This window comes from Acinetobacter sp. A22 (assembly GCF_030913345.1).
Taxonomy (GTDB): domain Bacteria; phylum Pseudomonadota; class Gammaproteobacteria; order Pseudomonadales; family Moraxellaceae; genus Acinetobacter; species Acinetobacter junii.
Genome location: NZ_CP133162.1, coordinates 884,025 through 909,226 on the forward strand (window position 1 = coordinate 884,025; position 25,202 = coordinate 909,226).

Annotated in this window: 25 protein-coding genes and 1 pseudogene; 13 read left to right on the forward strand and 13 right to left on the reverse strand. The window is 38.5% G+C overall.

Annotation, left to right across the window (positions count from 1 at the left end; translation table 11 throughout):
• Window positions 1–3 precede the first annotated feature (3 nt).
• A pseudogene (locus tag Q9Q86_RS04450) lies at window positions 4–636 on the reverse strand (hypothetical protein).
• Between the two features lie 295 nt (window positions 637–931).
• On the opposite strand from Q9Q86_RS04450, the gene pheA reads away from it, so the two are divergent.
• From pheA to Q9Q86_RS04475, 5 genes are all read left to right on the forward strand, one after another.
• A complete protein-coding gene (pheA, locus tag Q9Q86_RS04455; RefSeq protein WP_112986449.1) occupies window positions 932–2,041 on the forward strand; it encodes a prephenate dehydratase in 1,110 nt (369 codons plus the stop codon).
• Window positions 2,042–2,148: 107 nt separating this feature from the next.
• Entirely contained in the window at window positions 2,149–4,398 is a 2,250-nt protein-coding gene (locus Q9Q86_RS04460; protein ID WP_112986448.1) for a bifunctional prephenate dehydrogenase/3-phosphoshikimate 1-carboxyvinyltransferase, read from the forward strand.
• 268 nt (window positions 4,399–4,666) lie between these two features.
• Window positions 4,667–5,050: a hypothetical protein gene (locus Q9Q86_RS04465; RefSeq protein WP_042890975.1), complete on the forward strand. Its 384-nt coding sequence runs from the start codon at window positions 4,667–4,669 to the stop codon at window positions 5,048–5,050.
• A gap of 240 nt (window positions 5,051–5,290) precedes the next feature.
• The gene (locus tag Q9Q86_RS04470; RefSeq protein WP_171293852.1) at window positions 5,291–6,721 is read left to right on the forward strand and encodes a formylglycine-generating enzyme family protein; all 1,431 of its coding nucleotides are present in this window, start codon (window positions 5,291–5,293) and stop codon (window positions 6,719–6,721) included.
• Between the two features lie 164 nt (window positions 6,722–6,885).
• The gene (locus Q9Q86_RS04475) at window positions 6,886–8,346 is read left to right on the forward strand and encodes an aminoacyl-histidine dipeptidase (protein ID WP_112986447.1); all 1,461 of its coding nucleotides are present in this window, start codon (window positions 6,886–6,888) and stop codon (window positions 8,344–8,346) included.
• Between the two features lie 33 nt (window positions 8,347–8,379).
• Here the strand turns inward: Q9Q86_RS04475 and rtcA are convergent, their stop codons facing one another.
• The 5 genes from rtcA to Q9Q86_RS04500 form a co-directional block, all read right to left on the reverse strand.
• Window positions 8,380–9,426 carry an RNA 3'-terminal phosphate cyclase gene (gene rtcA, locus Q9Q86_RS04480; RefSeq protein WP_112986446.1) on the reverse strand — a complete coding sequence of 349 codons (1,047 nt, stop codon included), beginning with the start codon at window positions 9,424–9,426 and terminating at the stop codon, window positions 8,380–8,382.
• Between the two features lie 258 nt (window positions 9,427–9,684).
• A complete protein-coding gene (locus tag Q9Q86_RS04485; RefSeq protein ID WP_112986445.1) occupies window positions 9,685–10,143 on the reverse strand; it encodes a DIP1984 family protein in 459 nt (152 codons plus the stop codon).
• Between the two features lie 26 nt (window positions 10,144–10,169).
• Window positions 10,170–10,727, reverse strand: coding sequence for a hypothetical protein (locus Q9Q86_RS04490; protein ID WP_112986444.1), 558 nt, complete (start codon window positions 10,725–10,727; stop codon window positions 10,170–10,172).
• A gap of 29 nt (window positions 10,728–10,756) precedes the next feature.
• Window positions 10,757–12,025, reverse strand: a complete 1,269-nt coding sequence (locus Q9Q86_RS04495; RefSeq protein WP_112986443.1) for an RtcB family protein — start codon at window positions 12,023–12,025, stop codon at window positions 10,757–10,759.
• Window positions 12,026–12,321: 296 nt separating this feature from the next.
• Complete coding sequence (locus tag Q9Q86_RS04500) at window positions 12,322–13,284, reverse strand: ribonuclease Z (RefSeq protein WP_112986442.1); 963 nt, start codon at window positions 13,282–13,284, stop codon at window positions 12,322–12,324.
• A 67-nt stretch (window positions 13,285–13,351) separates the two neighbouring features.
• On the opposite strand from Q9Q86_RS04500, the gene rtcR reads away from it, so the two are divergent.
• Window positions 13,352–14,953: an RNA repair transcriptional activator RtcR gene (gene rtcR / locus Q9Q86_RS04505; RefSeq protein ID WP_112986441.1), complete on the forward strand. Its 1,602-nt coding sequence runs from the start codon at window positions 13,352–13,354 to the stop codon at window positions 14,951–14,953.
• On the opposite strand, the gene Q9Q86_RS04510 is transcribed toward rtcR, so the two are convergent.
• Together Q9Q86_RS04510 and Q9Q86_RS04515 are read right to left on the reverse strand one after the other, a co-directional pair.
• On the reverse strand, window positions 14,954–16,024 hold the full coding sequence (locus Q9Q86_RS04510; RefSeq protein WP_112986440.1) for a DUF2157 domain-containing protein: 1,071 nt from the start codon (window positions 16,022–16,024) through the stop codon (window positions 14,954–14,956).
• Window positions 16,025–16,117: 93 nt separating this feature from the next.
• A complete protein-coding gene (locus Q9Q86_RS04515; RefSeq protein WP_112986439.1) occupies window positions 16,118–16,747 on the reverse strand; it encodes an alpha/beta hydrolase in 630 nt (209 codons plus the stop codon).
• Between the two features lie 124 nt (window positions 16,748–16,871).
• Between Q9Q86_RS04515 and yaaA the strand changes: the two genes are divergently transcribed.
• Genes yaaA through Q9Q86_RS04535 form a run of 4 tightly spaced genes read left to right on the forward strand, consistent with a single transcriptional unit; the run spans window position 16,872 to window position 19,275 of the window.
• A complete protein-coding gene (yaaA, locus tag Q9Q86_RS04520) occupies window positions 16,872–17,654 on the forward strand; it encodes a peroxide stress protein YaaA (RefSeq protein ID WP_112986438.1) in 783 nt (260 codons plus the stop codon).
• Window positions 17,655–17,675: 21 nt separating this feature from the next.
• A complete protein-coding gene (locus tag Q9Q86_RS04525; protein WP_004962254.1) occupies window positions 17,676–17,939 on the forward strand; it encodes a hypothetical protein in 264 nt (87 codons plus the stop codon).
• A 9-nt stretch (window positions 17,940–17,948) separates the two neighbouring features.
• Window positions 17,949–18,569: a metal-dependent hydrolase gene (locus Q9Q86_RS04530; RefSeq protein ID WP_112986437.1), complete on the forward strand. Its 621-nt coding sequence runs from the start codon at window positions 17,949–17,951 to the stop codon at window positions 18,567–18,569.
• Window positions 18,570–18,582: 13 nt separating this feature from the next.
• Window positions 18,583–19,275 carry a hypothetical protein gene (locus Q9Q86_RS04535; protein WP_112986436.1) on the forward strand — a complete coding sequence of 231 codons (693 nt, stop codon included), beginning with the start codon at window positions 18,583–18,585 and terminating at the stop codon, window positions 19,273–19,275.
• 65 nt (window positions 19,276–19,340) lie between these two features.
• On the opposite strand, the gene Q9Q86_RS04540 is transcribed toward Q9Q86_RS04535, so the two are convergent.
• The 5 genes from Q9Q86_RS04540 to Q9Q86_RS04560 form a co-directional block, all read right to left on the reverse strand.
• On the reverse strand, window positions 19,341–20,126 hold the full coding sequence (locus Q9Q86_RS04540) for a thiazole synthase (RefSeq protein WP_004639328.1): 786 nt from the start codon (window positions 20,124–20,126) through the stop codon (window positions 19,341–19,343).
• A gap of 23 nt (window positions 20,127–20,149) precedes the next feature.
• Entirely contained in the window at window positions 20,150–20,347 is a 198-nt protein-coding gene (gene thiS / locus Q9Q86_RS04545; RefSeq protein ID WP_004911577.1) for a sulfur carrier protein ThiS, read from the reverse strand.
• 9 nt (window positions 20,348–20,356) lie between these two features.
• Window positions 20,357–20,722: a DUF423 domain-containing protein gene (locus tag Q9Q86_RS04550; protein ID WP_112986435.1), complete on the reverse strand. Its 366-nt coding sequence runs from the start codon at window positions 20,720–20,722 to the stop codon at window positions 20,357–20,359.
• Between the two features lie 107 nt (window positions 20,723–20,829).
• Entirely contained in the window at window positions 20,830–21,699 is an 870-nt protein-coding gene (rpoH, locus tag Q9Q86_RS04555; protein ID WP_004911572.1) for an RNA polymerase sigma factor RpoH, read from the reverse strand.
• A 131-nt stretch (window positions 21,700–21,830) separates the two neighbouring features.
• Window positions 21,831–22,070, reverse strand: a complete 240-nt coding sequence (locus Q9Q86_RS04560) for a sulfurtransferase TusA family protein (protein WP_004954060.1) — start codon at window positions 22,068–22,070, stop codon at window positions 21,831–21,833.
• Between the two features lie 354 nt (window positions 22,071–22,424).
• Between Q9Q86_RS04560 and Q9Q86_RS04565 the strand changes: the two genes are divergently transcribed.
• The 3 genes from Q9Q86_RS04565 (at window position 22,425) to fba (ending at window position 25,133) form a co-directional block, all read left to right on the forward strand.
• Entirely contained in the window at window positions 22,425–22,637 is a 213-nt protein-coding gene (locus Q9Q86_RS04565; RefSeq protein ID WP_004911569.1) for a cold-shock protein, read from the forward strand.
• A gap of 99 nt (window positions 22,638–22,736) precedes the next feature.
• The gene (rhlB, locus tag Q9Q86_RS04570; RefSeq protein WP_112986434.1) at window positions 22,737–23,888 is read left to right on the forward strand and encodes an ATP-dependent RNA helicase RhlB; all 1,152 of its coding nucleotides are present in this window, start codon (window positions 22,737–22,739) and stop codon (window positions 23,886–23,888) included.
• 207 nt (window positions 23,889–24,095) lie between these two features.
• Window positions 24,096–25,133 carry a class II fructose-bisphosphate aldolase gene (gene fba, locus Q9Q86_RS04575; RefSeq protein WP_004954063.1) on the forward strand — a complete coding sequence of 346 codons (1,038 nt, stop codon included), beginning with the start codon at window positions 24,096–24,098 and terminating at the stop codon, window positions 25,131–25,133.
• Window positions 25,134–25,202 lie beyond the last annotated feature (69 nt).

A 25,202-nucleotide genomic window follows, 5' to 3' on the forward strand; every position in this document is an offset into this window, starting at 1 on the left:
TTTTTATTGTTCTTCTGTTGAATATTGAATCACTGGATAAGTTTTCTGTTTAGGGAGCTTTTGTAAAGCACGATTGATATCAAGCAGAAATTTATCTGCTTCATCTTGGTTTGGCCAATGATTATTATATTGGCTTCTTTTTTGAATATTCAAACTACATCCTGTAACTTCCATATTCTCTGGATTAAATGACCAATCATTTGGATTTTTCAAAGTAACGTCCAATGCACTATCACAACTTTTCTAGAGCTTTACGAATGAATTTTCTGTTTGAGGTTTCAGCTCTTTAACAGGATAAATAGAATAGCCGTTCATTTCTGAATTAAAAAATTTGATAAATAGATAAGAGGGCATTCCTCCCCAATTGATCGCAGTATTTGGTGGAAGTTCAATGCTTGTTAAATCTTTTTCATTTAATGGATGTTGCTGTTGGTCTTTTTGAAATGAATTTTTTGATTTGTATTTGAGTTTGGTTGCGTTAGGAACAGTTATTCCTCTGATTTGAGTTGTTGTCGTTGTAACATAATAGGGTGAAGAATCTTTATTACATCCTGTTGGATTATAGCAGCCTATGCATCCTGTTAGACTTGTGGCGATTACGCTAATCAGTAAAGGTGTTTTTATATTTATTATCATGGATGGCATCAATTTTTATTTATTACAGATTTTATCAAACTTGATTGAATTTTGTCTGTTGTGATTGAATAAAGCGGAATCTGATGCTTGATGAATAATTTTAAAAACAAAGGTCGGGATTGTAATGATTTGCGAAAAACCATTTATAAAAATACGCAAGGGCTTTGACCTAAGCAAAAAGAGTCAAATCTTCACGTGTTTAAAGCGTTAAAGTCTTGTTATACTAGCTTCGCATAACAGTTCATAGATGAATTGTAACCCATTTATATAGATGATTTTGCTGAGGCTGCATTCAATGGTAAACGATGGACAAAACACATCGACGTCACTTAATTTAGAACAAATTCGTAATGATATAGATAGTGTTGATCAACAAATCCAAGAATTACTTAACCGTCGAGCTACGCTGGCTGAAGCTGTAGCAAAAGCGAAATTTGCAGCTGAAGAAAACCCATTATTTTATCGTCCTGAACGTGAGGCTCAAGTTCTCCGCAAGGTGATGGAACGTAATCAAGGTCCATTGTCTGATGCGACGATGGCACGTTTATTTCGTGAAATCATGTCCGCTTGTTTAGCACTTGAAGCACCTCAAAGCATTGCATTTCTAGGTCCTGAAGGTACATATACGCATTCAGCTGTGCTAAAACATTTTGGTAAAGATGCAGTTGTGCGCCCATTGCCAACGATTGATGAAGTGTTCCGTGAAGTTGAAGCTGGTGGTGCGCATTATGGTGTTGTTCCAGTTGAGAATTCATCAGAAGGTATCGTAAACCACACTTTAGATTGCTTTAAATCATCTACTTTAAATGTGATTGGTGAAGTAGAACTTCGCATTCATCATCAATTTCTCATATCTGAAAATACTCGTAAAGACAGCATTAAACAGATTTATGCACATCAACAAACCCTTGCTCAATGCCGCAAATGGTTAGATGCGCATTATCCAGGTGTAGAGCGTGTAGCGCTTAATTCAAATGCGGAAGCTGCTCGCCGTATTCGCAATGAGTGGCATTCTGCCGCTATTGCATCAGATATTGCTGCAAGTATGTATAACCTAGAGATATTACATAGCAATATTGAAGATAACCCTGAAAATACGACACGTTTCCTTGTGATTGGTCGTGAGAAAATTCCACAAAGTGGTAATGATAAAACGTCTTTACTGATTTCTGCACATGATCGTGCGGGTGCTTTATTGGAAATCCTTGCGCCATTTGCCAAACATAAAATTAGTTTGACTAGTATTGAAACTCGTCCAGCGCTTCCTGAGAAATGGGCTTATGTTTTCTTCATTGATTTGGAAGGGCATATTGATCAAGAAAATGTAGCTGCAGCATTGGATGAAATTCGACCTAATGTAAAAGAATTGCGAGTATTGGGTTCATATCCTATCGCTGTTTTATAGTTCAATTTATTTTAAATCCGTTCCAGTCTCCCTTTTTAAAGGGAGATACTTTCCGATCTTTTTTTAAAAGAGAGGTTAGGGAGATTTTCAGATAGGCAAAATGTTTTATGTCTCAACCATTATTTAATAAAGTTGCATTTATTGGGCTTGGGCTGATAGGGTCGAGTCTTGCTCGTGTGATTGTGGCAGAACAGCTTGCTGGTCAAATTGTTGCGTCAACACGCTCAAAAAAAACATTAGAAGATGCCAAAACACTAGGGCTTATTCAATACGGTTATGCAACACCTGAAGAAGCTGTTCAAGATGCAGATTTAATTGTTTTAGCCTTACCTGTCAGAGCGACGCAAAAAGTACTTGAACAGATCAAACCTTACCTAACTGAAAATGTCATTATCACAGATGTTGGTAGTACTAAAGGTAATGTGGTTGAAGCTGCTAAAGCGGTCTTTGGTGAAAATTTACCTATAGGTTTTGTACCAGGACATCCAATTGCAGGTGCAGAACATACAGGTGTGCATGCGGGTAAAGTTGATTTATTTGCTAATCATAAAGTGATTTTGACGCCACTACCGACTAGTGCAGATTGGGCTGTTGAGAAGTTGATTCAACTATGGTCTGCTGCAAAAGCAGAAGTTATATGCATGGATGTGAAGAAGCATGATGAAGTGCTTGCACATACAAGCCACTTACCACATTTGATGGCATTTAATTTGGTTGAGCAGCTTGCAAACCGTGAAGATAATTTAGACATTTTTCGCTATGCTGCAGGTGGTTTTCGTGATTTCTCACGTATCGCAGCAAGCGATCCTCAGATGTGGCATGACATTTTCTTTGCCAATAAAACTGCAATCTTGAATGCTGTAGAGGGTTTTGAACAGCAGTTATCAGTTTTAAAGAAACTGATTGAACAAGAAGATTCACAAGCATTGATGGGTTTGCTTGGCCATGCGCAAGCTGCACGCCAACACTTTAATCATATGTTAGCCAAAAAACCTTTGATGGAGAAAAACAAGGTGACACAGCAATTTACCATTTTGCCCGGAAAGAAAACATTTACAGGTAAATTCACCGTACCAGGTGATAAGTCTGTGTCACATCGCTCTATCATGTTTGGTGCGATTGCAGAAGGCACAACTCATGTAACAGGTTTCTTGGAAGGCGAAGATGCTTTAGCAACTCTCCAAGCTTTTCGTGATATGGGAGTGAGCATCGAAGGTCCAAAGAATGGTGAAGTGACGATTCATGGCGTTGGAATGCAAGGTCTAAAAGCACCTGCTGGTGCTTTATACATGGGTAATTCAGGCACAAGTATGCGCTTGTTGTCTGGAATGCTTTCTGCTCAAAAATTTGATTCTGTCATGACTGGTGATGCATCGCTGTCTAAGCGTCCAATGGAACGTATTGCAAAACCATTGCGTTTGATGGGAGCGCAAATTCAAACCACAGGTGAGAAAGGTACACCACCAGTTAGCATTACGGGTAGCCAAGTTTTAAAGGGTATTGATTACGACTTACCAATGGCTTCTGCTCAAGTCAAATCAGGTATTTTACTAGCAGGTCTATGGGCTGAAGGTGAAACTTCGGTAACAGAACCAGAGCCAACGCGTGATCACACAGAACGTATGTTGCGTGCTTTTGGTTATGATGTGAAAACCGAAGGCAATAAAATCTCACTTGTGGGTGGTGGTAAGTTAGTCGGTACTGATATTCAAGTTCCTTCTGATATCTCATCGGCTGCCTTCTTCATGGTGGGTGCCGCAATCACAGAAGGTGCTGATGTAGTTCTTGAAGCTGTTGGGATCAATCCAACACGCACTGGTGTGATCGAAATTCTTAAACAGATGGGTGCTGATTTGACGGTAGAAAATGAGCGTATCGCAGGCGGCGAACCTATCGCAGATATTCATATCAAAGGTTCTCGTACACTCAAGGGCATTCACATGCCTGAAGATCAAGTACCTTTAGCAATTGATGAGTTCCCAGCATTATTCATTGCTGCAGCATGTGCGGAAGGTCAAACAGTATTAACTGGCGCTGCTGAATTACGTGTCAAAGAATCTGATCGTATCCAAGTGATGGCAGATGGTTTGAAAATCATGGGCATCGATTGTACGCCAACAGAAGACGGTATCATTATCGAAGGTAAGGGCAAATCAGGTGATTGGTCTGCAATCTTTAATGGTGGTGAGATTGAATCACACCATGACCATCGCATAGCAATGAGTTTTAGTATTGCTGGTTTAAGAACTGCTGGTGCGATTACAATTCATGGTACAGAGACAGTTGCGACTAGTTTCCCAACTTTTACTGAACTAGCAAATGCTGCTGGTTTGGATTTACAAGTTGTGAACCAATAATGTGTAAGATAGCAGCATTTAATTCAATAAATGCTGCTATCTCAAGCTGACTTATAACAATAAAGTTTCAAATCTCTCATCTCGATTGAAAAATAATTAAGTTTTGCTTTGTACATATCTAATCGGGTCGAAATTCCTAAAATTTGAATAAGAAGTAAGTCAATCGGCTAATCAATTAAAGACAATTGTATATATAATAATTCATACCGCTGCAGTAGGCTTTACTCTGCGATCCAGAGTTAAAAAACATAAAAATAGAGGGAATACCATGAGAACGTTGCAATTCATAGCAGATTGCCCAAAACATGGATTGATCGATCATCCACCGAATGAATGTTACATTACTCAAGAGTATGTAGCAGCGTTATTGTATAAGCAATTAGAACAATATGGTTTTGATGCTCAACACATTCGACATGAACATCAAAAGATTGAAGTTCGTATAGATAACCATCATTTGCCACTCTCTATTTTATGTTCTCAGCAAGATGTGGAAGGACATATCTTGTGTCAAATTTCAGCCAATCCACAGCAAGAACAAGCATGGTTTGAACGTATAGAGACACAAAGCATCATTCGTCAATTAGCTCAAGCTGTTGAAAATAGTTTAAAAGCTGAACATAGTTTTTCTGATTTTGTTTGGAAATCTTAATTACATATTTTTTAGCTCTATATATCTAAAGTGGATAACAAATCTGTTGATCCATTTTTTTTATTAATATTAATTAGAAATATTTATTTTTATAGTGACATTATTTAATAAAAATTAACAAATGAAAAAAATAATAGTGTTTGAATTTTGAACTACTTTTCTATTAATTTAAAAATGTTTTTTAACAAAGAATTACTCAATCTCCTCCTTTTATTCATAATACTTTTCCAGAGAATTAATATGACCACTATATCTAGTAATTATCTTAAAGGCTTTAGTGTATTGTTCGTTTCTTTACTTGCGGCATGTAATAGCGATGATAAAAATACAACTAACAATGCTTTTAACCAAAAACTAGTCGATGGACCAATTTCGTCACTACAAACACTTAGTCAAAATTTAGTATGGCAAGAAAATCAATGTGATAGTGTTTATTCAAAGGTGATCAATGATGCAGAGATTGCTGAGAAATCAGCTTTAGAATTAAGAACAAAGCTTAATAGTACAAATAACTTAAGTTTGTTATTGGAACAGCAAATTATTCCAAAACTTGTCCAGCTTACTGAAGAGTCCACTACTTTAAGAGCTAGATGTAATGCTCCAGATTATGATGGAACTGGGGTAAGCATTGAAAGACCAGCGATGTTAAGAGAGATGTTAAGCGAATGGCAAGGGACTATAAATTTATTGATTCGTCAAATAAATAATCCCCCTAATATGAATCCTAAAATTAAATTAGCAGCTTTAACACATACAAATATTAATGAAGCAACACCAGAAAAATCAAAGTTTAAAGATTGTTCGGATAGTTTTTGTCCAGAAATGACGGTTATTCCATCTGGTAGTTTTTTGATGGGTGGAAATCTGCAAGAGCAACAACAACAAAATGTTCCTGCTCAGTCGCGACCGTATGAATTGCCTCAACACATGGTGAGAATCGAAAAGCCATTTGCTATGTCTACATATGAAACAACCCTTGCAGAGTTTCAAGCATTCCAAAAGGAAACTGGCTGGCAGGTACAAGGCTGTCGTAATTGGGAAGCACGTGATGGGGTTTTTAATATGTGGTATCGAGATGATTTAAACCCAACTAACGCAGGTATGAACCAAACGCCGCAAGATCCTGTTGTATGTGTGCGCCGTGAAGATGGGAGAGCATTTGCAGAGTGGTTATCCAAAAAAACAGGGCAAACCTACCGTTTACCTACAGAGGTCGAATGGGAATATGCTGCTCGTGCAGGAACTTCGACTGCATTTTACTGGGGTGATGATTTGAATCGAGATCAAGCTTGTAGATATGCAAATGTGTTAGATCCAACCACAGTTTCTGCATTGCCACAAACAAGCTCGTGGAACTTATTTAATTGTACTGATCGCTATGCTTATACCTCACCTGTTGGGAAGTTTATACCAAACAATTTTGGTTTATACGATATGACAGCAAATGCACGGGAGTGGGTAGATGATTGTTGGCACTCAAATTATGAGAATGCACCTGTAACTAATCGTATTTGGGGAGAGGAGAATAACGGACAATGTAATTTTCCTGTGTTACGTGGAGGTGCATGGATATACAACACTTATAATGCTCGAACAGCCTATCGAAATGCTTATGTAACTTCCCAAGCACGTTCGATCATGTGGGGATTCCGCCTAGTTCGTGAAATTTAGTTATCACTTTTAGTTTACTAAGGAATGATTGATCATTTTTATTAAAAATCGACGTAGGTTTTAAGCTAAGAAATAAACTAAATTTACGTTGATTGAATATTTACTTTTTAATGATTTAAGTATATTTAAATCCATCATATACATTTTTTTGTGAGTATAACTGTATGATACAGTTTGATTTTTCAAAACTATCTCCCCAAGTGGTTTGGCGACATTTTGAGACTTTGTGTACGATTCCACGACCATCAAAACACGAACAACAATTAAGACAACATCTAAAAGATTGGGCGGAACAGCGCAACCTAGAAACCTATGTTGATGACATTGGTAATTTAATTATTCGAAAAGCTGCTACAGCGGGTAGAGAGCAAGTTGCAGGTGTGATTTTGCAGGGACACTTAGATATGGTGACTCAGGCAAATCGTGGTACTCAACATGATTTCTTTAAAGATCCCATTCAACCTGTATTAAAAGATGGCTGGCTTATTGCTGAAAACACGACATTGGGCGCAGATAATGGTATCGGAGTAGCACTTGCACTTGCTGTATTAGAATCAAATGATGTTGCGCATGGTCCGATTGAAGTCCTACTCACTATTGATGAAGAAGCAGGAATGAGCGGTGCTCGTTTGCTTGAGTCGGGTGTTTTAACAGGGCAATGGCTATTTAATATTGATACCGAAGAATGGGGCGAGCTTTATCTTGGCTGCGCAGGCAGTATTGATCTAGAAGTAGGAAATTCACTTCAATATGAAGCAGCATCGGATGATTTAGTCTATATCGATCTACTTGTATCTGGACTAAAAGGTGGTCACTCAGGTGTTGATATTCATCTGGGGCGTGGTAATGCCAATGTGATTTTAGCCAATTTCCTGAATGATTATTTATCGCAAACAAATGGACGATTGGTTGAGTTTATCGGTGGAACCGCACGCAATGCTATACCACGTGAAGCTGTAGCAACAATTGCAATTAAATCGGGACAATTACCTGAGCTAGAAAAAGCAGTTGCTGTGATACAAGCTGAATGGCAAAAAAAGTTACAAGGTATTGATGATCAGTTGCAAATCATCGTGCAGCAAAATTCCAATCAGATTGATGAAGTTATTACATTGCCGCAGCAACAAGCTTGGTTGCAGGCATTGGCAACGTGTCCATATGGTATTTCACAGTGGAGTCGTGCTTTACCTGATGTGGTTGAAACCTCGAATAATATTGGTGTGGTCAAACTGACTAAAGATGAGGCGAAGACTTTAATTATGGTTCGTTCTATGGTGAACCAAGAAGCACTAACATTTGCCCAGAATATCCAACTGCACTTTGCCAATTTTGAAATTCAGTCTGAGTTAACGCCGTTGGTGTCGGGTTGGACACCAAATCCAGATTCAGCTGCGTTGAAATGTCTGCAACAAGCTTATCAATCTGCATTTGAAATTGAGCCGAATTTAAAAGTCATACATGCAGGTTTGGAGTGTGGAATTATTGCTGAACACTATCCAGATTTACAGATGGTATCTTTTGGCCCTGATATTCAAGGTGCACACGCACCAGGTGAAAGAGTTAAAGTAGATACGGTAGAGAAATGCTGGAAATTATTGGTCACGGCTTTGGAATCTGTAAGATAAATTTCATAGAAAAGAAGCTCATTCATGAGCTTCTTAAACTTTGACAATGACCTGAAACAGATTTTTGTCTAGTTCAATAAATTCAATTTCACAATCAATAAATTTTTCAATCATCACGGCTTGTGTGCGGGTATGTTCGCTAATACATTGTGCGGTAAATTCACCACCTTGCCCCAATGCCAAAGGTAATAGTAACTGATCCGCTAAATACTCATCTACTACAGCTTGAGAAGCAATATATCGCTTCACCTGTTCAGCCAAATGATTGGCTATTTGTTCTGCACTTTTGCGCATTTCACCTAAAGCTGTGAATAGCTGAACGTGATGTTGATGTTCAACTTTGACATACGCTGTATTGCCTTGACTGATGCCATTTAAATGGAATTGCTGCTGAGTATCTAATTTCAATCTTTTATTTAACGTTGCAAGTTCCCGTTGTGCAATTTGTGCTTCTTCGGAAAGGTTGAGTACTGCTGCAAAAGCCTCAGTACTTTGCAAAGCACCACGATATAATAAATTTAGTTTGTTTCGATGTTGCCAAGGCTGAATCTTGATTTGAATTTCACCAGCACCAATCGGGAAGAAGCCTGCTTTATTTAATTTAAACTCGACCGCTATTCCAAGTTTTTCTAATGCTGGTAAAAAGCAATGCTCGATAAAATCTGCCGTAGGCGCAAGCGGGTTGTGAGTGCCGCCAGAAATAGCTAATTCACTTGCTTCATTTTGCAATAACAAAGCAGGTAAAAGAGTTTGCAAAACCAGTGTTGTACTTCCAGCTGAACCAATCTGGAATTGGTATTTTCCATTTTGTACATGCTGTGGTGCAAAGTACAAACGCTGGCTATGCAGTTCAGCACCTTCCACATAAGCTTGGCTGATGTGTTGAGATGCCTGTACACAGACTAAATGCTGACGCATTAAGCCTGGCTTTTTACGCCCAGCACGAATGTTGATTAATTCAAATGCTTGACCTGCAATCATCGAAAGAGCAAGGGCAGTTCTTAAAATTTGTCCGCCACCTTCACCTTGTGAACCATCAATTTGGATGGTCGCTGACATATTTGCCAAAGCTTTATTCACTTCTATTTTCCTTATTTTCTAATTTAATGAACATACTGTCAGTACATGGTAATGCGAAGTAACGCGTGACTTTGCTTTTGGCAAAGGTTTGCTAGGTACATGGTGCTGAGCCTAATCAGTGAAGATTGATGCACGGCTCACATGCTGCCATAGCCGCCTGAATTATTTTCAATCCCTCAGATCGGAGTAAAGCGGGATCTTGTACTCGCCCAGTATGTCCAAACTGTGCTTGTGAACTAAATCCACAAAATTTGTTGTCTATTCGACTAAATCGATATGCCAATTTACAGCTTGAATCTTGATGTTTATATCACGCAGTTTGGCACTGATATCATCAGCTTGTTTTTGTAAACTAGAAACTGGGATAACTTTCTGCCACTTGATTTCACGAGCGCTATAACGGTCGGGTTCACGATGGGTATTAGCAATCGCATTAATCAGAATATTATGCTGTTCCGCATAACTATCCCTTGAGCTTAGAAGTGATAGCAATATTTTGCCATCTTCAAGTCTTGCTAGTGCATTGGTCAAATGAATACGACTAATCAATTGATTGCTTTCTTGAGATAAAGCAAATACCTGTTTGATCAGTTCATTTGGATCTTCACTAGGTTCATCACCATCTTGTATCAATACATTGGCGTTGATTCGTTGTTTTAACGAAGCGAGCTTTTTTTGTTGATCGCTTCGAAGTAAAAGTGCTTCTGCGAGTTTCATCTTTTATTTTCCTAAAAATTTATTCTTTAATCTGTCGAGCTTGCAAGTAGTAAACAGCCTTTATTTTGCTGTGGTGAGTAGAGAGTTAGGCACCAATTCCCCCACCATTCTCGGCCGGGTTCAAAATAATCATTCCATTCGGAATCGTTATCTCGACCACTACCTGGGTAGCCAGCCCAATCATATATTTCACAGTCTTTTTCAGTTAAAAGACATAATTGCGTGAATGTTTTGAAGAATGCTGCCCGATGAGACGGGGCAAGGGTTGTTCCATATGGTGGATCAATGATTGCGTCTAATAAGCTCAAAAACCAATTATGTCCAGAAAATAAATCTGGTCTGTCCAAACGATCAAGATCTACAAGGCTACGATCTAATTCCTCTATGGCTAGTGAGTTCAAGTATGACGTTCTTTCTAATGATAAACTTTCACAATTCAATAGCATCTGTTGATGAATAGTCAGCGTATTGGAAGATTCTGTTTGATGTGTGAAATCAAACAATAAAACTTCAAATACAGCTTGTATGGCATCAAGATTAGATTGTAAATCTTTGGTTTTCAAATGATCTAATTGGACAAACATATGCTCACCTTCTGGTTGTGCTCAGGTATCTATCCCTTAACACAAACTACTTGTCGTAATGTATAAACCACTTCAACCAAATCCTTTTGTGCATTCATTACATCTTCAATCGGTTTATACGCCGATGGAATTTCATCAATCACAGCCGCATCTTTACGGCATTCCACACCTTCAGTCTGGGCAATCTGATCTTCAACAGTGAATCGACGTTTTGCTTCAGCACGGCTCATCACGCGTCCTGCACCATGTGAACATGAGCAAAATGACTCCTGATTTCCAAGACCACGAACAATAAAGGACTTGGCACCCATTGAACCTGGGATAATTCCATATTGTCCAAGTCTGGCGCTGACAGCACCTTTACGAGTGACCATCACTTCTTCGCCATAATGTTCTTCCTTTTCCACATAATTATGGTGACAGTTCACCGCTTCCAATTTGGCATTAAAAGGTTTTGGAATAATCGTTGCTAAAGCTTTAATCGCTGACTGCATCATGATTTCACGATTTTTCATGGCAAAGCGTTGTGCCCAACCTACAGCAAACCAGTAATCATCAAAATGCTCAGTTCCTTCAACTAAATATGCCAAATCTTTATTGGGTAAGTTAATAAAGTGTTTCTGCATATCTTTGCGTGCGAGTTCGATAAAATGGTTACCGATGGCGTTACCGACACCACGAGAACCTGAGTGCAACATAATCCAGACATGATCATGTTCATCTAAACAGATTTCTACAAAGTGATTTCCTGTACCTAAAGTTCCCAACTGCTTGCGGTTGTTGGTATTTTTTAGGCGAGGGTGTTTAGCACAAATCAACTCAAAGTCTGCAACTAAACCTGCCCAAGCTTGATCTACCATTTCAGGTGGTGTTTCCCATGAACCTTTATCACGACCACGTTTAGTCATTCCATGTGGAATTAAGCGTTCAAGTTCGGTACGTAAAGCATGCAAATTATCGGGTAAATCCGATGCTGTTAAGCTAGTACGAGTCGCCATCATTCCACACCCAATATCAACACCGACCGCAGCAGGGATAATCGCACCTTTGGTTGGAATCACGCTTCCAATCGTTGCACCTAAACCGAAGTGTACGTCTGGCATCACTGCCATCCATTTATAAATAAATGGCATTTGAGCCGTTTGTAATAACTGCTGTTTTGAGTTTTCATCAACAATTACGCCATTGGTCCACATTTTTACAGGCATGCCTTTTTCATTCTGTAGAACTTGATAAGTACGTTTTTGTTGTTCTTGTTCAAATTGAGCTTGTTGGTTAATTTGTTCAACGACAGACATTTTCATTTTTCCTTTCAAAGCCTGCCTGCCAAGCGTTTGCAGGCAGGTGATATTCACAATATCCCAGTGATGTTGTGTACTTATACTATTGCAGTGACTATGCCAACTTTTTAAATTTAATTTAAATCCAATTTAAGTGATTGATAATTAATTAAAATAAATTTTTAATTTTTTTAAAAAATATGTTTGTAGATGATTTTGTCGATATTTGTATATCTAAAAAGATATTTAATTATCTTAAAGGATAGATTGTCTATCCTTGGATGTTATTGATAGATCAAATATAAGGTGATCTATTAAGATTTATCAATTTTTGTAAGTTGACCTATCATATCTAAGCTAAATTGATCGAAATCATCAGCTAAATAAAAGTTGCCTTGATAATATTGGTGGACTTCATCTGCAATTGCTCTTTGTCCAATTTGGTCCTGATGACGTGGACTGAAATGCGTCAGAATGAGATTGCCTAAATTATGTTTTTGTGTAAAATCAGCCACCATTTTGGCGGAACTATGCATTGGGCCTGAACCCACTTTATCTAAAATAGCTTGAGTGTAAGTGCTTTCGTGAATTAGGAGTTGAGCATCTTGGCAAGCTTGTGCCAACAACTCAGGACGATCATTATCTCCACCGACAATCGCATGTACACGTTGCGTTTGGGTTTGAATAAAATCAGCTGCTTTTAAGGTTTGCTCATTTAACTGGACGTCTAAGCCTTGCTGTAAATCGCCCCAAACTTTGCCTTTTGCTACGCCGAGTTGAATTAAAGCCTGAGTATCTAATTTCTTTTGGGTGTATTGCGCAATAATACTAAATGCAAAACTGGGTACACGATGACTGAGTGGATGGGCTTGAATTGAAAGTTCATCTGTTATCTGTAGTATTTGAGCGGCTTCATTCACTTTGATAAAATTGAGTGGATAGGGCAAATGTAAATCCGTTAATTGGGCTGTAACTTCAATCCATTGTTGAATTTCTTTTGGGGCAATAATGGTTAAAGGTGCAGTACGGGCATTCATACCAGCACTGGCCAATAAACCAACTAATCCATAACAGTGATCACCATGAACATGGGTAATGCAGATCGCAACTAAGTTCTGTAATGAAAGTTTTGCCTGTTGAATGCGATGCTGTGTGCCTTCACCAGCATCGACCAATATCCAGTCTTTATTCTTGCTGTTGCGGATGGCTAGCGCAGAAACGTTGCGTGTTAGGGTGGGTACACCAGAAGATGTGCCTAAAAAAGTAAAATGAAGCATATTGTTGGATTTTTTCACATAAATACGTATTGTATATGATAGACATTTATAAAATATTATAGAAATTATGCTGAATGCAAAGAAAACTGTCGTAATTGGCTTTGTGGGTTCTACCTTGGATCAAGGAAAGCGTCCTGACCGATGGCAACGCTGGCGTCCGACGCTAAGTTTTCTGATGCATGAAGATCTGATTGTAGATGAATTGGTACTATTACATGATCGCCAACATCATAATTTAGTCAAATTTATTGCTGAAGATGCTCAAAATGTGTCGCCATCGACTACTGTGTCTGGTCAGCAAGTGAGTATCCGAGATCCTTGGGATTTTGCCGAGGTCTATGGTGCACTATATGACTTTGTAAAAAGTTATCCCTTTGATACTGAGAAAAATAACTATCTTTTGCATATCACTACAGGCACACACGTTGCTCAAATCTGTTGGTATCTATTGGTCGATGCCAATTATTTACCAGCCAAGCTGATTCAAAGTGCACCCAATCAACAGAAAACGCCAGAAGGTGAATATCGCATCATTGATCTGGATTTATCTCGCTACGATGTTCTCAAGCAGCGTTTTGAAGATGAGCAACAACAAAACTGGCAACAATTAAAAGCCAATATTTCAACTTATAACCATGAATTTAATCAACTGATCACCGAAGTTGAGTTGGTGGCAACGCGTTCAAGTGCACCGATTTTGATTATGGGGGCGACAGGTGTGGGTAAATCGCATTTAGCCAAACAAATTTTTCAGTTAAAGAAAGACAACTTTCATTTAAGTGGGCGTTTTGTTGATGTGAACTGTGCGACGCTTCGTGGTGATAGTGCTATGTCGAGTTTATTTGGACATATTAAAGGAGCTTTTACAGGGGCAGCGGCTTCAAGAACAGGCTTATTAAAAAGTGCTGATCAAGGTATTTTATTTCTGGATGAAATTGGTGAGCTTGGGTTAGATGAACAAGCGATGCTCCTCAAGGCACTCGAAGATAAATCTTTTTTTCCAGTCGGAAGTGATAAAGAGGTTCAGGCAGATTTTCAGTTGATTGCAGGGACAAATAAAGACCTGAGAACAGAGGTACAAGAAGGTCGTTTTCGTGAGGATTTATGGGCGAGGTTGAATACATGGACATTCTTTTTACCCAATCTTAAAGATCGAATAGAAGATATTGCCCCGAATATTGAATTTGAGTTGCAACGTTTTGCGGTAAATCACCAGCGACAATTGCGTTTTCAACGTGATGCCCTTGATGCATATTTGAAATTTGCCAAGTCGAAGGAAGCATCATGGCAGGGAAATTTTCGTGATTTGACTGCCAGTGTGACACGGTTGGCGACATTATCCAGTGGTGAGTTGATCCGTTCAGAAACGGTGGCAAAAGAGATTCAGCGTTTAAAGCAACTGTGGTCGATTCAAACCACAGAAAACCAATCTAAAGATGTAGATATTCTCCTTAAATATTTAGATCAAACACGGTTGAGTGAGATTGATGAGTTTGATCAGATTCAGCTGCGTGGCGTACTCCAAGTTTGTGAAAATGCCAAGTCGATGGCTGATGCTGGACGTCAGCTATTTGCTGCTTCACGCCAGCAACGGAACACCACAAATGACAGCGACCGAGTCAAAAAGTATTTGGCTCGGTTTAGCTTGAGTTGGAGTGATTTTCAGTAATTATTCAACGGGATGATCTTTCTTTATTTGTGATTGAGCTGGTAGAAACTCTAAATTCCAAAGTTTTTCGGCGTGTCGGCCAATCCACCAGAAAGAACCAGCGAGCAAGATAAAGAAAATGGCTTTGTGCATGCCATTCCAAAAGAACTCAAAATACTTGGTGTAGAGATTAATAAATAAGAAGGTGATACCAAAACCACGTGATGTAGCATCATCATGTTTTAAACCATAGACAATTGCAATGATAGCAATAAATGCGAAAAGCACACCCCAATGCAAGAGTTCATATTGTTTAACGTTATACCAGCTACCCAAGTCACCATAATTGCCAAAGATCGAGAGAATCCATAAAGCAATAAATAGATAAAGCAGTCCCATGACATAAGTTGAATGGGCGAAGTCTCTAAAATGCGCATAGCGTTTAAACAACAAGCTTAAACCAATCAATACGCCGCCAAAAAAGACAAAACGTAAAGGAAAGTTCATGCCTAGGTAATATGCTCCCCAACCCGACATATAGCCAGTTTCCGTCCCAAACCATGACCCGAGTGAAAGTAGCGAGAACACCCAAATCAGTTTAGAGGGAAACCAGAAGGCAAGGGCGGCATAAATAATTGTAGACAGCAGGAATAATAAAGAAAAATGCCCACTACCTGTATCAATCGCTTGACCGAAATAGGCGACGGACGCTGCGGTAGACAGCACGCCTGCAAAAATAATCGCTTCATTGCTAAATTGGTGTAAGGACTTGGTTTTGCGTCGACGATAGGCAAAGCCATAAAAAGCTATAGCAACAGCAGCAAAAACTAGACAAGGAATAATTTTGGAATCTATAAAGAATCTTTCAATCAACTTCATCAAATAATCATCAAGTGTGATAGCGGCTATTGCGATCACTGTACAAATCATCGAGATCCAGAATGAATATTTTGCTAGCCGCTCCCAGTCAAAAGGCCTAATCGAAAAACTCTGATTTAATTCATTGGCAACATCAGGTGTAATCGTGCCTTGTAGTTGCCAATGCTCAATGGTTTGCTTTAAAAAAAGTCCCTGTTTTTTATTTAATTTCATTATTTAAGAACCTAAATGCCTGTACATCTAAACTGATATAACAGACATTGGATTCAAAAGGCGTATATTTTTCTTAGTAATTTTTTGTTAAGTCTAAAGTTTTAAAAAACGATTGATAATTTGACGCAACTGTTTTAGATAACCAGTAAAAAAATGATTGGCACCTGGCAGAATCGTGATTGGATGCTTTTGTGGTTTTGCCCACGCGATCATATCAGAGAGTAGTGTGATGTCATCTTGCTCGCCGTGTACGAATAAAATATCGCCATCAATTGCAGGGGTTTTATAATGACGTAAATCCACCACTGAGCCTGTTGGTAGACCGCAGAGTACTAATTGTTTTGGACGTAACTCTTCACTGAGTTGTGTTTGGCATTTAGCTAATACATGAGAACCGAAACTAAAACCACCGGCATAAAAAGTTAAACCAGCATGTTTTGCACGGGCATATTCAATTACAGCCATAATATCATCAGTTTCGCCATGACCTTGATCATGAACACCTTCACTACCAGCCAAACCACGGAAGCTAGGGCGATAAACGACACAACCCATTTCATTAAAAATCTGAGCCAGTAAAACAGGGACTTTATGATGTGGTGTACCACCTTGCAAAGGATGTGGATGGCAGACGACAGCAAAACCTGCGATTTCACCTTGGGGTTGATCTACAAACATTTCAATTTGACCAACAGGACCTTGGATGAATACTTGCTCAGACATAAGATACGCAATGGATAATGGAAGAATCCATTATTTTACCGATAAAACTGAACGAGAACACGAATTGGCATTAAAAATTATCAACTGATATAGTTTCACCAAGATAAATTTATTCTGATTGATTATGCTTGCTTTAATTTCTCCAGCGAAAACACTAGATTATGAAACTGCTTTACCGACTGATATATATACTCAGCCTCGTTTATTAGAGCAATCACAACAATTGATAGATGTTTGTCGCAAACTTTCGGCAACAGAAATCGCATCGTTAATGACCGTGAGTGAAAAAATCGCCAATTTAAATGTAGAGCGTTTTCGTGATTGGAATGCAGAATTTAATTTTTCCAATGCACGCCAAGCTTTATTTGCATTTAAAGGTGACGTCTATACAGGTCTAGATGCTTATCATTTAAAAGATCAAGATATTGATTTTGCCCAACAGCATTTGCGCATGTTGTCTGGTCTTTATGGTTTGTTACGCCCATTGGATTTGATGATGCCGTATCGTTTAGAAATGGGTACTAAATTAAAGAATAGTCGTGGAAATAATTTATATGAGTTTTGGGGCAGCATTATCACTGATCAAATTAACCAAGATTTAGCTGAAATTGATGCAAAATTATTGGTAAATTTAGCCTCTGACGAATATTATAAATCTGTGAATGAAAAGAAAATTCGGGCTGAAATTATCAAGCCTGTATTCTTGGATCAGAAGAACGGGAAATATAAAGTCATTAGTTTCTATGCGAAAAAAGCGCGTGGTCTAATGGCAAGATACTTGATTGAAAATAAATTAAGCCAATTAGAACAATTAAAAGCATTTGATAGTGAAGGGTATTACTTTGATGCTGAAAGTTCATCGGATAAAGAGTTGGTCTTTAAGCGAGATGAACAGCACGCAGCTTAGATTTGCCTTGGGCAGGATGGGATGTTAACCAAAGAACATTTGTTGAAAAATGCTATATCGCTTGATCAAGTCCGAATCAAAGGGCATCTGACAGAACCTCGGAGTTATGGGGTGTATGCACTGCCTTTAGATCGTGATGGTACTCGGCGCTTTCGATTTGGTAATCACCCTGTACGTCAGCAGGAACTAAAACATGAGTTTGGTTCCTGCACTTTGTATCAGCTCTTTCTTGAGCGTAAGGATGCAGAGTCATTAGCAAAGTGGCTGAATAAAGAAATCCAATGAGGATGAGCAATGCAGCAATATTTAACTGTATTAGAAAAATCTTGGTTTGAGCTGCATCGGCATTATCATTTTTCTGAACCGCAGAAAATTTTTAACAAGTTGATTGCTGCCTATAGTGAAAAGCAACGTGCTTATCATACGCTCCAGCATTTGTATGAATGTCTGGTCTTTCTTGATTTGATTCGAGCTGATTTAAATGATGCGTATGCGGTTGCTTTAGCACTTTGGTTCCACGATGCAGTTTATGATCCACAGGCAAAAGACAATGAGCTAAAAAGTGCTGAGCTATTCGAGCAGTATTTGGCTCAAGATTTATCAGCGGATGACGTTCAAAAGATAATCCGATGGATTCTTGCAACCCAAAGGCATGAAGCAACGGATGAATTAGATTTGCAGTTTTTACTGGATATTGACTTAGCGATTCTAGCGGCTTCGCCAGAGCGTTTTGCGGAATATGAGCAGCAGATTCAACAGGAATATGCTTGGGTAGATCCAGATATTTATTTGATTAAAAGAAAACAAGTTCTAGCGCATTTTTATCAGACTGAACCGCTGTATCAAACGGAATATTTTCAACAGAATTTAGAGCAAAGAGCGAAGCAAAATTTAAATCGAATATTAAACATTTAGAGTTGAGAGAATCATGCACCAGCTAATTCAAACATTGAAAGAGCTAGCGAAACAGCATCCGTTAGAAAAATGTTTTATATGGGAGTTGCCAGAAAGTAATCCATTACCAATCCCTGTGCATCTTGCCTCTATATTTGAGCAAAATATTTATTTAAAACATAATTTCAATTCTTTATTGAATTCAGATGATTTAGCTAGTCGGTACTGGTTGATTCAAGAGTGGGGAGGTATACGTTCTTTTAAGCAAAATCCTAAAAATGACCTGTTATTGCTTCAATTTGAAAGTGAACTTACAAAAGGTGCTTTAACAAGAACTACTTTTTCAGTAATCTCTTCCTTATCAAAAGTAGCATCATTTATGGATCATCAGGCTTATGCAGTTTATGATTCCAGAGTCATTTATTCTTTAAACTGCTTGTTGTTTAAATATTCAACTTTAAAGGAATTTTATCCTCAGCCGATTGGAAGGAATGCTGATATAACTCAATATGAACTTAATACGATTTTTAATTTGTTTGATGGTTCTGTGAACTATAAAACTCATCGCATTGCTTATCATGATTATTGCCAATTAATGAAAAAATTATCGATGGAAGTGTATGCTAAGAGTGAGCCGTATTGGGTTGAAATGCTTTTGTTTATCCTTGCACCAAAATATATTGTGAACGATATAAAAAGCTCATTACAGATAGCATTAAAATGCTAGAAAGAAATGAGTGTTTTGGCGATTAAAAAAGGGAGCAAAAAAAGCTCCCTTTTATCATTCTTTTCTTATTTAAAGAAATACCCCGTCTCAGGCGAGCTCGCATTTGCCATACGTTTACGTGGCATACGACCCGCTAAGAATGCCTCACGACCTGCTTCAACTGCTTTTTTCATAGCAGAAGCCATCAAAATTGGATTTTGAGCAGCAGCAATTGCCGTGTTCATCAGTACGCCGTCACAACCGAGTTCCATCGCAATCGCAGCATCACTGGCAGTACCCACACCAGCATCCACCAGCACAGGAACTTTAGCGTTTTCTTTGATGATAGAAATGGTGTGTGGATTCAGAATACCGAGACCAGAACCAATTAAGCTGCCTAAAGGCATGATCGCAACACAACCCATGCTCTCAAGTTCTTGCGCAACAATCGGATCATCCGAGGTGTAGACCATGATCTCAAAACCATCATCAATCAGGGTTTGCGCTGCTTTCAGTGTTGCAGTGACATTTGGGTATAAGGTTTTTTCATCGCCGAGTACTTCTAGCTTTACCAGATTGTGACCATCAAGCAGTTCACGAGCCAGCATACAGGTACGAATTGCGCTATCTGCATCAAAACAGCCAGCAGTATTCGGCAAAATTGTATATTTCTCAGGTGGAATGACTGAGAGTAAATTTGGTTGATCGGCATGTTGACCAATGTTTACGCGACGAATTGCAACGGTCACAATTTCAGCGCCACTTGCTTGAATTGCTAAATCGGTTTCATTGAGATCTTTATATTTACCAGTTCCGACCAGTAGACGAGATTGGAAAGTACGTGAACCAATAATTAAAGGGGAATCTTGCATGGGCTTACTCCATTTTTAGCCGATTAGCCGCCACCAACAGCTTGAATAATTTCAATACGATCTTCAGGAGCAATTGTTGTTTGCTCAAGTCTACTTTTCGGAATAATCTGTTGGTTTTTCTCTACAGCAAAGCGTTTGCCTTCAAGTGCCAAGCTTTGAATCAATTGCTGTAGATTTTCACATGACGTGTCTGTTGACTCGCCGTTTAAATAGATATGCATGATAAATCCTTATTTCGCATGTTTGATCGCATACCATGCGAGTAATAGCCAACCTGCAATCATAAATGCACCACCAATCGGAGTGATTGCACCTAATATTCGAGGTAAACCAAGCGACATAATGTATAATGAACCGCAGAAAAATATGATGCCAATTTGAATCAAAATAAAAGGAATTTTTATTGGGAATGTTGGTATGGTTTTTTTGAGTACAGCTAAAATGAGTAAACCTATAGCATGGTAGAAAAAATATTGCGTTGCAGTGCTCCACCAAGCGAGTTGCTCTACTGTAGCAATAGATTTAAGCCCATGAGCACCAAAAGCACCTAACATAACTGCAAGTGCAAGATTAAGCGCAGAAATTGCTATCCACATAATGAAAATGGAACTGGAAAATTGATGAACAAAGTTAACATATTCGAAGCTTTTAACAAAGCTGGATAAAACAAAAGGGCATTGTCGCCCTTGTGTTTGTTCTGAATTTAACTTGCTGACATCGCAATTTTAATTTTTTCCATTGCATTCTTTTCAAGCTGGCGAATACGTTCAGCAGAAACATTATATTCAGCAGCCAATTCATGCAAAGTTGATTTGTCATCGTCTAACCAACGACGCTGTAAAATATTACGAGAACGATCATCGAGTTGATCCATGGCCTCATGCAATGCAGAAGTACTTTGTTCTTCGTAATCTTCCTCTTCAATTAGGCGTGCAGGGTCGTAACGATTATCTTCTAGATAAAGTGCAGGCGCGGTGTGCGGTGTATCATCGTCATCATCACCTTGCGCTTCAAAAGCAGCATCGTAAGCGGTTAAACGACCTTCCATTTCGAGCACTTGCTCAGGAGTCACATTCAAATCATTTGCAATTGATTGAGCTTCTTCTAAAGTCAAACGTTTACTTGATTTTTTAAGACTACGCAAATTGAAAAATAATTTACGTTGAGCTTTCGTAGTAGCAATTTTAACAATTCGCCAGTTACGAATAACATATTCGTGAATTTCGGCTTTAATCCAATGCACAGCAAAAGAAACTAAGCGCACACCCATATTAGGATCGAAGCGCTTAACAGCTTTCATCAATCCGAGGTTACCTTCTTGGATGAGATCACCTTGTGGTAATCCGTAACCTGCATAGCTGCGTGCAATATGTACGACAAATCGTAAGTGTGACATTACCAAAAGTTTGGCAGCATCCAGATCTTGATCATAATAATAACGTTCAGCAAGTTCTTTCTCTTGCTCTGCCGTTAAAATAGGAATTTGATTGACAGTACTGATATATGCACCAAGGTTAACGCCTGGCGCAGACAATGACAGGGGCATCAATTGATTGCTGCTGTCAGTAGTCATGGAGTCTCCTTATAGGATGGTATTAAAGTCAATAATTTCATCTTAATGCGAATGTTCTTCATCACTAAGGAAATTTGAGTATAGAAATGTAAATATTTCAATTTTATCTTTACCGAGAGTTTAGCAAAGAATCAAATAGATTCAATTAAATAGTGAAATTCTCGGTCTGAAATTTTCTGTGTTTGACATTGAAGTTGTTGAATTTGGCAATATCGTGTTACATCAATTTCACTATGGGGGTCTGATGATTTTAAAAGATATTGCTTTGATCCTGACGATTTCTTAATAGCGCGTTTCAACATCAAAAGTGGCATAGGGCAAGGTTGTCCTAGCGCATCAATTATTTCGGGCGAGCCTTCAATTTGAGACATAGTAATAAACAAAGCTTAATTGAAAATTATCTTAACAAACTTTCACTATTTTACACGGAAAATTTTTAGCAAAAAAAGCGCTAAATGGTTGAATAAAACAGATAGAGTGCTAGGAAATTACTAAAAATAAATCTATTAATTGGAATAAACCCGTGTTAAGCTCGATGCGTTTTAGAAAGTGTTTAATATAAATTTCTTGTATTAAACCCTATAACAAATGGATGTAACCGGAAATTGTTGATAGTTTTACAGAATGATTACAAGCTTTAAAATTATAAATATTTTAAAACCTTGTTGGCTCTGCTGTTTGCAACACCGGAAGGTCCTTATCTTTCAATATCTGAGGATTGACTTATGACAGCTCGTGAACAAGGCGTAGTAAAGTGGTTTAACGACACTAAAGGCTTTGGTTTTATTCAGCGTAATGGTGGTGATGACGTATTTGTTCATTTCCGCGCAATTGTAGGCGAAGGTCACCGTTCATTACGTGACGGCCAACGCGTAGAATTCAGCGTAGTTCAAGGACAAAAAGGTTTCCAAGCTGAAAACGTTCAGCCTTTAGACTAATTTGTTGCTTTAACGCAATAAAAGGCGCTCCAATGTTATTTGGGGCGTTTTTGTTTATAATAGCCACTTTCTTTAGTCATTGATGGTTCGAGAGCATATATGACGTCTGGTTTTGAAACCTTAAATTTACATCCGCAGTTGAAAAAAGCCATTGATGCTTTGGGGTTCACACAAATGACTCCTATTCAACAAAAGGTTTTAAAATATACATTAGCAGGGCATGATGCCATTGGTCGAGCACAGACAGGGACGGGTAAAACAGCTGCCTTTCTGATCAGTGTGATTAATGATTTATTAACCAATCCATTACAAGAGCAACGTTTTCGTGGTGAACCACGAGCATTAATCTTAGCTCCTACTCGTGAGCTTGCATTACAGATTGAAAGTGATGCCCAGCATTTGACAAAGTTCACTGATCTACATCTTGTCACTCTATTAGGTGGTGTAGACTTTGAAAAACAAAAGAAAATGTTGGATCGCAACTTTGTTGATATTATTGTTGCAACGCCAGGGCGTTTAATTGATTTTGTTGAACAAAAAGAAGTTTGGTTAGATAAAATTGAATTTTTAGTGATTGATGAAGCTGATCGCCTGCTTGATATGGGATTTATCCCATCAGTAAAACGTATTGTTCGTTTTTCTCCATTCAAAGAGCAACGCCAAACTTTGATGTTTTCAGCAACATTTAGCTATGATGTATTGAATTTGGCAAGACAATGGTTATTTGAACCTGTTACGGTAGAAATTGAACCTGAACAGAAAACCAATAATGATGTCGAGCAACGAGTTTACGTTGTAGAAAACAAAGATAAATATAAATTGCTTCAAGAAATTCTTCGTGAAGAACCTATTGATAAAGTCATGATCTTTGCAAACCGTAGAGATCAAGTTCGTCGTTTATATGATCACTTAAAGCGTGATGGTTATAAAGTAGGAATGTTGTCTGGTGAAATTGCGCAAGACAAAAGATTGAAGATGCTCGATCAGTTTAAACAAGGCAAAAACAATATTATGATTGCGACTGATGTCGCTGGTCGTGGTATTCATGTTGATGGTGTATCGCACGTCATTAACTTTACCTTGCCTGAGCAATCAGATGATTATGTTCATCGTATTGGTCGTACTGGACGTGCAGGTGCTCAAGGTGTAAGTATTAGCTTCTTATCAGAAGATGATGCGTTCTATTTGCCTGAGATTGAAAAGGCGATTGGGAAGAAATTACCCCTTACGCGAATCGAAGGATATTGTTGATTTGATTGAAGCAATTTCAAATTAGAATTTGTTTATTGAATCATTTAAAAAGCTAAATCATGCGACGATTTAGCTTTTTTTATTTTTTAGTATGTTTTGCTACCCAAATGATACAAAAGATTAAGAATTTTTTTGAAATCCTGTGATTAGTTGCTGAATTGAAACAAATCAACATGTAGAATATGGCGCATTACCTGGGAGGATATTATGGCTCTAATCTCAATGCGCCAGCTCTTGGATCACGCTGCAGAACATAACTACGGCGTACCAGCGTTTAACGTAAACAACTTAGAACAAATGCGTGCAATTATGCTCGCAGCTGATGCAACGAATTCACCTGTAATCGTACAAGCTTCTGCTGGTGCGCGTAAATATGCAGGTGCACCTTTCTTACGTCATCTTATTTTAGCTGCGATTGAAGAATGGCCACATATTCCAGTGGTAATGCATCAAGATCACGGTACAAGCCCTGATGTCTGCCAACGCTCTATCCAGTTGGGCTTTAGCTCAGTGATGATGGATGGTTCTTTGGGAGCTGATGGTAAGACACCAACTTCATATGATTACAATGTTGATGTTACTCGTCGTGTTGTAGCTATGGCTCACGCATGTGGCGTTTCTGTTGAAGGTGAGATTGGTTGCTTAGGTAGCCTTGAAACTGGTATGGCTGGTGAAGAAGATGGTGTTGGCGCTGAGGGCGTACTAGACCATTCTCAATTGCTAACTTCTGTAGAAGAAGCAACACAATTCGTTGCTGATACTGATGTTGACGCTTTAGCGATTGCTGTTGGTACTTCTCATGGTGCATACAAGTTTACTCGTCCACCTACAGGCGATATCTTGGCAATTGATCGAATTAAAGAAATTCATGCTGCACTACCAAACACGCATCTTGTAATGCATGGTTCAAGCTCTGTACCACAAGAGTGGTTGGCGATTATTAACCAATATGGTGGTGATATTAAAGAAACTTATGGTGTACCGGTAGATCAGCTTGTAGAAGCGATTAAACATGGTGTTCGTAAAATTAATATTGATACTGATTTACGTTTGGCATCTACTGGCGCGATGCGTCGTATGATGGCTGAGAAGCCAAGTGAATTTGATCCACGTAAATTCTTTGGTGAAACAGTTGAAGCAATGAAAGATATTTGTATTGCACGTTATGAAGCATTTGGTACAGCTGGTAATGCAGATAAGATTCGCCCAATTTCTTTAGAGAAGATGGTTGATCGTTACAAGTGATTAACTTGTAATTTAAAAAATAGCGGCATTTGCCGCTATTTTTATATTTGTATGAAAAAAATGCCAGCA

What these genes read in the sequence shown, in the direction of transcription:
- Q9Q86_RS04510 (WP_112986440.1), bottom strand. Translation starts at nt 16,024, where the DNA reads ATGAAATTAAATAAAAAACAGGGACTTTTTTTAAAGCAAACCATTGAG.
- Q9Q86_RS04465 (WP_042890975.1), top strand. Translation starts at nt 4,667, where the DNA reads ATGAGAACGTTGCAATTCATAGCAGATTGCCCAAAACATGGATTGATC.
- Q9Q86_RS04535 (WP_112986436.1), top strand. Translation starts at nt 18,583, where the DNA reads ATGCACCAGCTAATTCAAACATTGAAAGAGCTAGCGAAACAGCATCCG.
- pheA (WP_112986449.1), top strand. Translation starts at nt 932, where the DNA reads ATGGTAAACGATGGACAAAACACATCGACGTCACTTAATTTAGAACAA.
- Q9Q86_RS04515 (WP_112986439.1), bottom strand. Translation starts at nt 16,747, where the DNA reads ATGTCTGAGCAAGTATTCATCCAAGGTCCTGTTGGTCAAATTGAAATG.
- yaaA (WP_112986438.1), top strand. Translation starts at nt 16,872, where the DNA reads ATGCTTGCTTTAATTTCTCCAGCGAAAACACTAGATTATGAAACTGCT.
- Q9Q86_RS04540 (WP_004639328.1), bottom strand. Translation starts at nt 20,126, where the DNA reads ATGCAAGATTCCCCTTTAATTATTGGTTCACGTACTTTCCAATCTCGT.
- rhlB (WP_112986434.1), top strand. Translation starts at nt 22,737, where the DNA reads ATGACGTCTGGTTTTGAAACCTTAAATTTACATCCGCAGTTGAAAAAA.
- rpoH (WP_004911572.1), bottom strand. Translation starts at nt 21,699, where the DNA reads ATGACTACTGACAGCAGCAATCAATTGATGCCCCTGTCATTGTCTGCG.
- Q9Q86_RS04470 (WP_171293852.1), top strand. Translation starts at nt 5,291, where the DNA reads ATGACCACTATATCTAGTAATTATCTTAAAGGCTTTAGTGTATTGTTC.
- Q9Q86_RS04490 (WP_112986444.1), bottom strand. Translation starts at nt 10,727, where the DNA reads ATGTTTGTCCAATTAGATCATTTGAAAACCAAAGATTTACAATCTAAT.
- fba (WP_004954063.1), top strand. Translation starts at nt 24,096, where the DNA reads ATGGCTCTAATCTCAATGCGCCAGCTCTTGGATCACGCTGCAGAACAT.
- rtcR (WP_112986441.1), top strand. Translation starts at nt 13,352, where the DNA reads ATGCTGAATGCAAAGAAAACTGTCGTAATTGGCTTTGTGGGTTCTACC.
- Q9Q86_RS04525 (WP_004962254.1), top strand. Translation starts at nt 17,676, where the DNA reads ATGTTAACCAAAGAACATTTGTTGAAAAATGCTATATCGCTTGATCAA.
- thiS (WP_004911577.1), bottom strand. Translation starts at nt 20,347, where the DNA reads ATGCATATCTATTTAAACGGCGAGTCAACAGACACGTCATGTGAAAAT.
- Q9Q86_RS04565 (WP_004911569.1), top strand. Translation starts at nt 22,425, where the DNA reads ATGACAGCTCGTGAACAAGGCGTAGTAAAGTGGTTTAACGACACTAAA.
- Q9Q86_RS04475 (WP_112986447.1), top strand. Translation starts at nt 6,886, where the DNA reads ATGATACAGTTTGATTTTTCAAAACTATCTCCCCAAGTGGTTTGGCGA.
- Q9Q86_RS04460 (WP_112986448.1), top strand. Translation starts at nt 2,149, where the DNA reads ATGTCTCAACCATTATTTAATAAAGTTGCATTTATTGGGCTTGGGCTG.
- Q9Q86_RS04500 (WP_112986442.1), bottom strand. Translation starts at nt 13,284, where the DNA reads ATGCTTCATTTTACTTTTTTAGGCACATCTTCTGGTGTACCCACCCTA.
- Q9Q86_RS04495 (WP_112986443.1), bottom strand. Translation starts at nt 12,025, where the DNA reads ATGTCTGTCGTTGAACAAATTAACCAACAAGCTCAATTTGAACAAGAA.
- Q9Q86_RS04485 (WP_112986445.1), bottom strand. Translation starts at nt 10,143, where the DNA reads ATGAAACTCGCAGAAGCACTTTTACTTCGAAGCGATCAACAAAAAAAG.
- Q9Q86_RS04530 (WP_112986437.1), top strand. Translation starts at nt 17,949, where the DNA reads ATGCAGCAATATTTAACTGTATTAGAAAAATCTTGGTTTGAGCTGCAT.
- Q9Q86_RS04560 (WP_004954060.1), bottom strand. Translation starts at nt 22,070, where the DNA reads ATGTCTCAAATTGAAGGCTCGCCCGAAATAATTGATGCGCTAGGACAA.
- Q9Q86_RS04550 (WP_112986435.1), bottom strand. Translation starts at nt 20,722, where the DNA reads ATGTGGATAGCAATTTCTGCGCTTAATCTTGCACTTGCAGTTATGTTA.